Annotated in this window: 3 protein-coding genes; 2 read left to right on the top strand and 1 reads right to left on the bottom strand. The window is 46.5% G+C overall.

From position 1 onward, the window contains the following. Nucleotides 1-454 (top strand): carboxymuconolactone decarboxylase family protein (locus ACWA6V_RS19890; RefSeq protein WP_449524122.1); only part of this gene is annotated, 454 nt, incomplete at its 5' end. A gap of 54 nt (nucleotides 455-508) precedes the next feature. Beyond that, nucleotides 509-2,074 carry a pyridoxamine 5'-phosphate oxidase family protein gene (locus ACWA6V_RS19895; protein WP_449524123.1) on the top strand — a complete coding sequence of 522 codons (1,566 nt, stop codon included), beginning with the start codon at nucleotides 509-511 and terminating at the stop codon, nucleotides 2,072-2,074. A gap of 182 nt (nucleotides 2,075-2,256) precedes the next feature. On the opposite strand, the gene ACWA6V_RS19900 is transcribed toward ACWA6V_RS19895, so the two are convergent. Beyond that, nucleotides 2,257-3,085: hypothetical protein (locus ACWA6V_RS19900; RefSeq protein WP_449524124.1), on the bottom strand; the 829-nt coding region annotated here is incomplete at its 5' end.

The following is a 3,085-nucleotide window of genomic DNA, read 5'->3' on the forward strand; positions in this document are numbered from 1 at the left end:
GGGCATGGTGCCGAATTTTTTGAAAGTTTTTGCAAATTCGCCATCGGCACTGCGCGCATTTTTAGGTTTGCACAGCATTGCTAATGAAGGCAGTTTGGATCCGCAAACCCGTGAGCGTATTGCGCTGGCCGTTGCCCAAGAAAATTCGTGTGAATATTGCGTGTCTGCCCATACTGCTATCGGTCGCAAGGCGGGCTTGAGCGGTGCAGAAATGGAAGCGAACCGTGCGGGTACTAGCCAGGATGCGAAAGCCGCGGTTGCAGTAAAACTGGCGCGCGCGTTGATTGAACACCAGGGTGATATTACCACTGCCGATTTAATTGAAGCGCATAGTGTGGGTTATACCGATGCAGACATCGTTGAAATTATTACGCATGTCGGCATGACGTTGTTGACGACCATACTGGGCAAGGCAAGTCGTGTTGAAATCGATTTTCCAAAAGTCGCTTTGTAATTACGTTTTATAAGTTATTAATTTAAACAGCGGTTACTTTTTTGGAGGCATATTATGGCTCGGGCATTTGCGGACATTAGTTTTACTGGCAGCGTGAAAGCAGCGCAGAGTTTGTATGGCAGCCGGGAAAGTAATCGCAGTTTTGAATTGGCGGATGATCCACGTAATACGTTGGGTGATGCTGAGGCAGAATTTATTGCCGGACGCGACAGCTTTTATCAGGCAACCGTGGGCGAAAATGGCTGGCCTTATGTGCAGCATCGCGGTGGGCCGATTGGATTTGTAAAAGTATTGGACGAACGCACACTAGGCTACGCCGATTATCGTGGTAATCGCCAGTACATCAGTGTAGGAAATATTAATTCGGATGACCGCATCAGTTTGATATTCATGGATTATGTAAATCGTCGCCGCATAAAAATTTGGGGGCGCGCCAAGATTGTACATGAATCAGAAAATATGGAGTTGGTTGCACGTTTGGAAGATTCGCATTATCGCGCGCGTATCGAGCGCGCCGTCATAATTCATGTTGAAGCTTTTGAATGGAATTGCCCGCAACACATAACGCCCCGCTACACAGAAGACGAGGTGCGTGAAATTGTTAAACAGGTGACTGAGCAGCAAACAGCTAATGTTCTTGCCTCGCCTGAAAAATTGACGGCACTGGGTTCGGGGCAATTGCCCTTGGTTATTACAGGCGTGCGGCAGTTGACGCCGCGTATTCGGGCTTTTGAATTGCGCGCGCCTGATGGTGCTGATCTGCCTCCTGTCTCTGCGGGATCGCATCTGAAAGTTCCGGTATTAATGGCGGAGGGTAAAACAGAATGGCGTCATTACTCTATTAGTTCCAATCCGGCGCGCCGCGATATCTATGAGATAGCGGTACAGCGTGAAGACAATGGTCGCGGTGGCTCGGTGAATATTCATCAGCAGTACCAACTGGGGTTGGTTCTTCATTGTGATTTTCCGCGAAATAATTTTGTAGCAGAACTCACGAATGACAGCGCGGTATTGATTGCCGGAGGTGTAGGAATTACGGCGATAAAACCGGTGATGCAAGCCATGCGCGCAAAAAATATCGCGTGTGAATTGCACTATGCTGCGCGTAGCACAACTGACATGGCGTATCGAGATCGTTTGCAGCGTGAATTGAATAACAATTTTTACGGCTACTACAGCGGCGGCCAGCGTATGAGCATAGAGGCGATTTTGCGTAAGCTTCAGCCTGAATCACATGTTTATGTTTGTGGGCCGCAAAAACTAATCAATGAGGTGATTTCAACAGGAATGCGTTTAGGCGTAGCGCGTGAACGTATTCACTCGGAACGATTTGGGGTTGAACACCAGGCATCGGATAAATCATTCGAGCTGGAGCTTCGCGGTCGGGATCAACTGATTACGGTAGCCAACAACGAATCGGCGCTGGAGGCAATAGAGAATGCAGGGCTGGCAATTGGTTCGGAATGCCGTGTTGGAAATTGTGGTCAGTGTGTGGTCAAGGTGTTAGCAGGCAAAGTGGAACATAGGGATTCGGTATTAACGGATGCAGAAAAAGCCGAAGGAAAAATGTGTAGCTGTGTGTCGCGTGCATTGAGCGATAAATTAGTAATTGATCTTTAATTAATGATGGCGGTGAACGAGAACATAAGTCCGCAGATTTTTTTGGCGCTCAATCCTTTGGTCTATAAACAGTGCTGGCTTATCAGTTTAGGTTGAAGTGAGCATTAATCGAGATAAAAAGGGGGCGATGATTTTTTCATCGCCCCCTTTCATTTCATCAACAAATTTCATAGGCAAGAAAATTACTTCAATTGAAATTCAATTTTCTTAAAGCTTAAATCTGCTTCTTTGAAGGTTTCTGGAATGCTTGTGTTCCAAGAGCTAAAGTCACCACGCAGTACTGCACCGCTTTTAGTCTCACCCACAAATTGGATGCCTGCAATAGTCTTACTGCTCAGTTCTGAGAAGGGTCTGTCAGCGCAATTGTAGTTAGCTTCCAGGCAATGCTTCATTCCGCTCATCGGAATAGTGACTCTAATCCATTGATCCCCAAGCGCCGATTGGTCCAGCTGGATAATTTTCTTTGCCATCCATGTAGAGGCGGTTTTACCGTCGTAAATAACAATGCCTATATTGACCTTGCCGTCTTCCAAGTTCTCGACAGCATCAGGTTTTTTGGGATCTAAGTAGCTTGTATAGATGGTTTTTAAACTTGCTACGCTGGGAATGCTGGTTTTGGCGTTGTTGATTTTTACATCAACTGTCAAGCTTTCGATGTCACCGAATTTGTATCCGTATGCAAGGATGCTACGTTCAAAACCGTTGGAGTGCTGGTGATCCCAATCATTGATTTTTTTCACAAGTAACATATCAAGCGTATCAACACTGTTACAGCTGCTGTTTACTTTGGCGTTGTTGTTGAAATTGTAATTGCTGCCCGCCAATTTCAAATTGGTCCACTCGGTGGTGCTGCCATTAGTGGCGTGGTTCCATCCGCTAAAGTTCAAACTGGACAGACTTTGGTTTTGTACACCACTGTCGTAGTCAGCAAAAATCGCAAAGGTTTTATTGGCAGCGCTGATGCCGACACCGCAGTTATCAATCGCTGCAACTGAGTAGTTGGCGTAGACA

Source organism: Cellvibrio sp. (genome assembly GCF_053579595.1).

Bases quoted from the DNA above. Each gene is read 5' to 3' on its own strand.
- ACWA6V_RS19895 (WP_449524123.1), top strand. From the start codon at position 509: ATGGCTCGGGCATTTGCGGACATTAGTTTTACTGGCAGCGTGAAAGCA.